The sequence below is a fragment of the Halorubrum kocurii JCM 14978 genome, assembly GCF_000337355.1.
Lineage (GTDB): Archaea > Halobacteriota > Halobacteria > Halobacteriales > Haloferacaceae > Halorubrum > Halorubrum kocurii.
Map to the genome: position 1 here is coordinate 1 of NZ_AOJH01000078.1, position 6902 is coordinate 6902.

A 6902-nucleotide genomic window follows, 5' to 3' on the forward strand; every position below is an offset into this window, starting at 1 on the left:
GAGATGTGTATAAGAGACAGCCCGGGGCCCGCCGGCAGAAGCGCCGACGCGGCCTCGGCGGCCGCGAACGTCGAGTCGTACGCGTGGTTCAACATGAGGTAGGTGACGACGCCGAGCACGAGCGACAGGAGCCACGCGCTCGCGGCGATCCGGCCCACCCGTCGGTGCGGGGTCTCGTTCCGGAGCTCCGACTCCGAGTGGGTGAGCCCGAGAATGATGGCGTAGAGGACGACGGGCACGGAGACGACGGAGAGGACGATGTGGATCGCGAGCATGATCAGGTACGCCGGGTAGATCCAGTCCCACAGCGGGACCCACGCGTACGCCGACTCCAAGACGAACTCCCGCGTTCCGCCGCCGGCGACCTTCGGCAGGTACAGCCCGAGGAACACGAGGATGAGGGCGAACGAGGTCGTCATCGCCGCCGCGTGCTTCTTCACCTCGCCGTTGCGGATCCAGTACCACCCGAGCGAGAGCGTGACGATCGTGACGGTGTTGACGGCGGCGATGGCGTGCGCGAGGAGGTCGACGGTGCCCCGGGTCAGCTCGGGGAACAGCGCCTGAAACTGGGGGACGAGGAAGACGCCGCCGACCGCGCCGTAGCCGACGATCGTGAGGAGCACGGTGATCGCGCCGGCCCGTTCCTTGGCACGGTCGCGAACGTTGACGGTGGACATACAGGGGGTTGTCGCGGGACGGTTATTTCGCTTTCGAGGACGGGACGGGTCGCCGGGCATCGCGGGCGCGGAGCGGTTCCGCGCCCGGCGCGGTTCATCGCTCGATGACGCCCGGCGCGGTTCATCGCTCGATGACGCCCGTCGCGGTCGCCACCTCGACCGCGGCCGCCTCGTTGATCCCGCCCTGCAGGATCGTGTACCGGTCGCGGATCTCGTGGGCGCTCGTCAGGGCGGCGATCAGCTCCGCGTCGTCGAGCCCGAGCTCGGCGGCGGTCGTCGGAGCGTCCAGCTCGGCGAGCGCGTCGCGGATCGCGGTCCACTCGCCGTTCTCGCCGCTGTGGAGGTACTCCGTCATGATCGAGGCGACGCCGACCTGATGGCCGTGGAGCGCCCGCCCGGGCGCGGTCCGGTCGAGCTGGTGGGAGATGAGGTGCTCGGCGCCGGAGGCGGGCCGCGAGGAGCCCGCGATCGACATCGCGACGCCGGAGGAGACGAGCGCTTTCACGACGACCCACGCCGACTCCTCTAATCCGGGCCGGATCATGTCGGCGTTCTCCACGAGCAGCTCCGCGGTCATCTCCGAGAGCGCGCCCGCGTACTCGCTGTACTCGACGTTGCGCAGCCGGCGGGCGAGCCGCCAGTCCTTCACCGCGGTGTAGTTCGAGATGATGTCCGCACAGCCCGCGGTGGTGAGCCGCCACGGCGCGTCCGCGATCAGCGTCGTGTCCGCGACGACCGCGAGCGGCGGGTCGGCCGCGACCGAGTGGCGCGTGTCGCCCTCGGGGATCGACGAGCGTCCCGAGACGATCCCGTCGTGGGAGGCGACCGTGGGGACGGAGACGAAGCCGACGCCGAGGTGGTCGGCGGCCATCTTCGCGATGTCGATCGGCTTCCCGCCGCCGAGGGCGATCAGGTAGCCGGGGTCGACCGCCTCCGCGGTCTCTTTCAGCTCCTCGACCGCGTCGAAGGAGGCCTCCTCGACGACGGCGGTCGCGGGGTCGTCGAACTGCGCCCGCACCCGATCGCCGGCGATGTCGTCGGGCGTCGGGCTCGTCACGATCAGCGGGCGACCCGTGAGGTACAGCTCGCCGACCGCCTCCCCGAGGTCGTCGAGGACGCCGTGGCCCACGAGCACGTTCCGCGGGAGCTTGATCCACGTGGTCTTCTCGAACATACCGGGGCGTCGCGCCCGCGGGTGAAAGCCGTTGTCCATGTCGGCCGCGGGGCGCTGGACCTCCGATGCGCTCACCAGGCTCCGAGCGCCGCCAGCGTGGTCGCCGCGTCGTAGAGGAAGTAGACGCCGAACCCGGCGAGGACGACCGCGGAGCCGACCGCGACGAGCGGGGCGAACGTCTCGATCCGCCGCTCGGCGGCGACGAGCCCGGAGGGGAATCCCACGATCCACGTCAACACGCCTAAGAAGAACCCGCCGATGAGCGCCGGGGAGCCGGTGGCGACCACGAGCGTCCCGGCGAGCTCCTGGCCGACGACGGGGAGCCGGGCGAGCACGTCGAGCTCGCCGGGGCGGAGGAGCCCGACCCCGATCGTCAGCCAGAACAGCACCTGGTACGGGTTCGTCAGGGCGAGCACCAGCGCCTTGCGGAACCCCTTCCCATCCTCGACGATCGGCTCGTCGCCCGAGGTGGGCCGGAACGACGCGCGCGCGCCGCGGGCCGCGCCGACGGCGAAGTACAGCATCAAGACGCCGCCGACCGCGACCATGGCGCCCTGCAACAGCGGGAACGACTCCACGACCGCCACGACGCCGACGTACGCGAGGACGAAGAAGATCGCGTCGGCCGTCGCGGCGCCGAGGCCGGCCCGGAAGCCGGCGAGGCGGCCGCGCAGCACCGATTCCTCGGCGATCACGGCGTTCATCGGTCCGGGCGGGGCCGCGAGCGCCAGCCCGAAGACGACGCCGGCGCCGAGCGTTACGAGGAGACTCACACCGTTCGGGAGGGCCGTTTTCGTGAAAAGCCCCGCGAACGAACGGTGGGCGTCACGGGCGAGGTATCCGCACTGATGTACGAGTGTGGGCGATGAGGGCCGGGCGTCGCGGGCAGTTCCCTCGTCGGATCAGCTCGCGTCCTCGACCCGGATCGAGCGGGCGATCTCGGCCGGCAGGCTCTGCTCGCCCGTCGGCGTCGCCACGGTCACCATCCCGAACGGGGCGACGTCGACCACCTCGATCTCGGTGCCCGGCGTGATCCCCGCGTCGGCGAGGTATTCTAGCTCGTCCTCGTCGCGGTCGGAGACGCGGGCGACGACCACGCGGTCGCCCTCCTCGCGGTCCGCGAGCCGCGCGCCGCTCTCCTCGTCGACCGGTTCGAGGTCCGCGCTCGGGATCGGGTCGCCGTGGGGGTCGACGGCCGGGTCGCCGAGCGCCTCCGCCACGCGCCGCTCGAACGCCTCTGAGATGTGGTGTTCCAAAGCGTCGGCCTCCTCGTGGACCTCGCTCCAGTCGTAGTCGAGCCGCTCGGCGAGGAACGCCTCCAGCAGCCGGTGGTGGCGGACGATCTCCAGGGCGACCGCCTCGCCCTCCGCCGTCAGCTCCGCGCCGCGGTAGGGTTCGCGTTCGACGAGCCCCCGCTCCTCCAGCTTGCCCAGCATGTCGGTGACTGACGGGGAGGTCTTGTCGAGGTACTCCGCGATCGCCGACGTCGAGACGGGCGGCCCCTGCTCGGACTGGAGGACGTAGATCGCCTTCAGGTAGTCCTCCATCACGTCGCTCAGCATTTATAAGCGATCGCGCGCGCTGGCGGAAATACCTACCGGGAACTCCCGCGGTCGGCCACCGTTCGATGGGCGCTCCCCGGAGCGGTCAGTCCTGCAGCTCTGCGTCCCGAAGCGCCTCGTTGAGGTCCTCGCGGACGCGTTCGCCGGTCTCGCGGTCCATCGCGGTGGTGACGATCCGGTTCTCCTGCACGCTGGAGCCGTCCCGCAGGAGGAGCCGGACGTTTCCGTTCGTCCCGGCGCGCGTCGCCTTCGCGCGCAGGCCCGTCCGGGAGCCGGTGCCGCCGGCGTCGATCGGGCCGGGGACGATCTTCTTGACGTGGGGGTGTTGCGCGACGGTACCGACCGCCTTCCGGCCCTTGCGGTCGCCGATGAGCGTCGAGTGCGATCCGCCTATCTTCTCGCGCGGCGGGGTCTCGACGACCTCCAGCGCGCGGTCGCCGCGGCGGTCGAGCACCCACGAGACGACGGGGCTCGCGCGTTCGCGACCGTCGGACGCCGCCTCTCCGCCGGCGTCCGCCTTCGCGTCGGGAACGCGGTAGAACTCGTGGTGGACCTGCGCGCGGGTCTCGCGGAGGGGCTCCCGCGCGCCGGCGGCGTAGACGGTGTCGGGTCGTTTTCGGCGGATCTCGTCAGCGACGCGCCCGGCGAAGTTGCGGAGCTGGATCTCCGTCAGCTGCTCGTCCCTCTCGGGGCGGGTGGTCACGGTCGTCTCGCCGACGACCTCGTCCTCGTCGAGCATCGTGAGCCGGGCGCGGTCGTCGTCGAACTCGACGACGACCGCGTCGGCGTTGGCGGTGTTGCAGGTGAGACAGTAGTCCCCGGGCTTGCGAAGGGGGGTTCCACACCGCCGGCAGTTCATACGATGGAGAGGGCCGTGACGGGTAAAAGTGCGTCCGTTCGCCGTGTCGCGGAGACAACCCATATAGTGGAGGCAGACCTGAAAGAGAGTATGAACACCGACCGATCCGAGGCGGACACCTCGGACGGAGAGCGGGCGGCCGAGGGCGACGCTGGGGATCCGGCCGACTCCGATCCGGTCGACTCCGATCCGGTCGACTCCGATCCGGATGTTTCGGACCGCGACGCCATTGAGGACCGGCTGGTGCGGCTGTTCCGCAGCGGGCGGACGAACGCGGTGATCGGGTGGGCGATGGTGGCCGTGCTCGCCGGTGCCTTCGTCGAGAGTCTGCTCGGTCTCGACCTCCTCCCGATGGTCCTCACCGCCGCCATCATCGCCGTCGTGGTCGCGCCGGGGGTCTCGTCGCGGGACCCGCGGGTGATGCCTCCGTGGGAGGTGCTCAGTCTCGCGCTGTTGCCGGTGCTGGTGCGCGTGCTCCTGGGTGGGGAGCTCGGGACGTTCGCGACGTACCTCGCGATCGCCGCGTTCGCGCTGATTGTCACCGTCGAGCTCCAGATGTTCACGTCGCTCCGGGTCACCCAGTGGTTCGCAGTCCTGTTCGTCGTGTTGACCACGATGGCGACCGCGGCCGCGTGGACGGTGCTCCGGTGGAACGCCGACCGGCTGCTCGACACCGCCTTCCTGACGACGAACGAGGCGCTGATGATCGAGTGGATCTACGTCACGCTGGCGGGGCTCGCCGCCGGCGTCCTCTTCGACGCGTACTTCCGGCGGCGCGGTGCCCGGCTCCGCCGAGCGATAGGGCGGGTGGTGCGCCGATGAACGTCCGCGGCACCCTCCGCGCTCGCCCGTCGCTGCGCACGCAGCGCCGGCTCACCCGGCTGATGCAGATCCTGCTCGCCGGCATCGTCGTCTACGGCGCGGCGTTCGGCCAGCCGAAGGCGATCACCAACGGCGGGCTGGGGCTGTTCGTCACGTTCGTGCCGGCGCTGGTCGAACGCAACTACAACATCACGCTCGACCCGTGGCTCGGCGTGTGGATCACGACGGCGGTGTTCCTGCACACGCTGGGATCGGCGTGGTTCTACGCGCAGATCCCGTGGTGGGACCACCTGACGCACGCGCTGTCGGCGTCGCTGGTCGCCGGCGCGGGGTACACGACGCTGCGCGCTATCGACCTGCACAGCGAGGAGATACGCATCCCGCCGCGGTTCGCGTTCGTGTTCATCTTCGTGGTGGTGCTCGCGTTCGGCGTCGTCTGGGAGCTGTTCGAGTTCGGGCTCGATATCGTCGCCGACGAGACGGGGGTCTCGATGCCGCTGGCGCAACACGGGCTCGACGACACGGTGTTCGACCTGATGTACAACTCCGTGGGGGCGCTCCTCGTGGCGATCTTCGGACAAGCGCACCTCACAGGGGTCGCGGAGCGGGTTCGGGAGGCGCTCTACGGAGCGCTGGACGAGCGGTCCTAGCGCAGACACGCGGCGACGACCCGCAGCGCGGCCTCCCCGCGGACCTCCTTGGCGAGCAGCGGGACCCGCTTCACGTCGCGTCCGCGGAACAGGTCCGTGGCCCGGCGCAGCGCCGCCTGCTGGACCTCCCAGCGACGCGCGCAGAACTCGCAGGTGTCCGGGTTCGGCTCGACGATCCACTCCGGGTCGATCGTGGTCTCTCTCCCGCCGGTCACGTCGCCGACACCCTCCATCACCCGGTTGACCACGAGCGTGTTCACCGGGATCCCGAACTCGTCGAGGCGGGCGACGAGCCGCTCGGACTCGGCGACGCTCATCTCCTCGGGGATCGTCACCACGCGGAAGTCGGTCTTGTCGGGGTCCCGCAGCACGCTCCGGAGGCGCTCGATCCGCTCGCGGAGCTCGTCGAGGTCGGCGGACGGGTCGAGGTCGTCGTCCCCGCCGCCGAACATCCCCTTGATCCCGTCCATCATGCCCGAGAAGCGCTGCCGGAGCTTCATCACCCGGCCGATCATCGAGTCCATGATCTCGGGCAGCTGGAGGAGCCGGAGGGTGTGGCCCGTCGGCGCGGTGTCGACGACGACGCGGTCGAACCGCGGGTCGTCGAGGTACTCCAGCAGCTGGCGCATCGCGGCCGCCTCGTCGGCGCCGGGCATCGTGCCGCCGAGGAGGGAGCCGAGGCCGGCGTCTTCTCCGCCTTCTGCGTCGCTCGCGCCGCCCGCAGGGCCGCCCGCGCCGCCCATCATCCCGCCCATCGCGTCGCCCATCTCGCCCATCCCGCCGAGGGGGTCGCCGTCGGCGCCGAACATCCCCTCCTCCATCGCGTCGTCGGGGTCGATCTCGGCGGCGTACAGCGGGATCTCCTCGCGGATCCGCGACGGCTTCGCCGGGATCTCCGTCTCGTAGGTGTCGGACAGCGAGTGGGCCGGGTCGGTGGAGACCACTAAGGTGCTGACCCCGCCCGCCGCGGAGGCGAGCCCGGTCGCGGCCGCCATCGTCGTCTTCCCGACGCCCCCTTTCCCGCCGTAGAGGACGTAGTCCGGGGCGTCGACGCCGACCGGGAGGGCCGTGGCGGCGTCGGTCTCGGTCGGGAGGTCGGAGTCGTCGGAGTGGTCGGGTTCGGGATCGGCGTCGCCGTTCCCGTCTCCCTCGCTCTCC

Annotated in this window: 8 protein-coding genes; 2 read left to right on the forward strand and 6 right to left on the reverse strand. The window is 70.9% G+C overall.

Annotation, left to right across the window (positions count from 1 at the left end; genetic code table 11):
- The 5 genes from C468_RS12290 to C468_RS12310 all read right to left on the reverse strand — a co-directional run.
- A partial coding sequence (locus C468_RS12290) for a DUF420 domain-containing protein (RefSeq protein WP_008849221.1) occupies positions 1-677 on the reverse strand: 677 nt, incomplete at its 3' end.
- Positions 678-798: 121 nt separating this feature from the next.
- On the reverse strand, positions 799-1851 hold the full coding sequence (locus C468_RS12295; RefSeq protein ID WP_008849222.1) for an NAD(P)-dependent glycerol-1-phosphate dehydrogenase: 1053 nt from the start codon (positions 1849-1851) through the stop codon (positions 799-801).
- Between the two features lie 71 nt (positions 1852-1922).
- A complete protein-coding gene (locus C468_RS12300) occupies positions 1923-2624 on the reverse strand; it encodes a LysE family translocator (protein ID WP_008849223.1) in 702 nt (233 codons plus the stop codon).
- A gap of 129 nt (positions 2625-2753) precedes the next feature.
- On the reverse strand, positions 2754-3413 hold the full coding sequence (locus tag C468_RS12305) for a metal-dependent transcriptional regulator (RefSeq protein ID WP_008849224.1): 660 nt from the start codon (positions 3411-3413) through the stop codon (positions 2754-2756).
- Positions 3414-3498: 85 nt separating this feature from the next.
- A complete protein-coding gene (locus tag C468_RS12310; protein ID WP_008849225.1) occupies positions 3499-4272 on the reverse strand; it encodes a DUF2103 domain-containing protein in 774 nt (257 codons plus the stop codon).
- Positions 4273-4362: 90 nt separating this feature from the next.
- On the opposite strand from C468_RS12310, the gene C468_RS12315 reads away from it, so the two are divergent.
- Both C468_RS12315 and C468_RS12320 read left to right on the forward strand, forming a co-directional pair.
- Positions 4363-5094, forward strand: coding sequence for a hypothetical protein (locus C468_RS12315; RefSeq protein ID WP_049912212.1), 732 nt, complete (start codon positions 4363-4365; stop codon positions 5092-5094).
- Complete coding sequence (locus C468_RS12320; protein WP_008849227.1) at positions 5091-5744, forward strand: hypothetical protein; 654 nt, start codon at positions 5091-5093, stop codon at positions 5742-5744. Before C468_RS12315 ends, C468_RS12320 begins: the two co-directional genes overlap by 4 nt.
- Here the strand turns inward: C468_RS12320 and C468_RS12325 are convergent.
- Positions 5741-6902, reverse strand: a 1162-nt coding sequence (locus tag C468_RS12325) for an ArsA family ATPase (protein ID WP_008849228.1), incomplete at its 5' end; no start/stop codon positions are given. The genes C468_RS12320 and C468_RS12325 overlap by 4 nt on opposite strands.

What these genes read in the sequence shown, in the direction of transcription:
- C468_RS12295 (WP_008849222.1), bottom strand. Translation starts at nt 1,851, where the DNA reads ATGTTCGAGAAGACCACGTGGATCAAGCTCCCGCGGAACGTGCTCGTG.
- C468_RS12305 (WP_008849224.1), bottom strand. Translation starts at nt 3,413, where the DNA reads ATGCTGAGCGACGTGATGGAGGACTACCTGAAGGCGATCTACGTCCTC.
- C468_RS12310 (WP_008849225.1), bottom strand. Translation starts at nt 4,272, where the DNA reads ATGAACTGCCGGCGGTGTGGAACCCCCCTTCGCAAGCCCGGGGACTAC.
- C468_RS12315 (WP_049912212.1), top strand. Translation starts at nt 4,363, where the DNA reads ATGAACACCGACCGATCCGAGGCGGACACCTCGGACGGAGAGCGGGCG.
- C468_RS12320 (WP_008849227.1), top strand. Translation starts at nt 5,091, where the DNA reads ATGAACGTCCGCGGCACCCTCCGCGCTCGCCCGTCGCTGCGCACGCAG.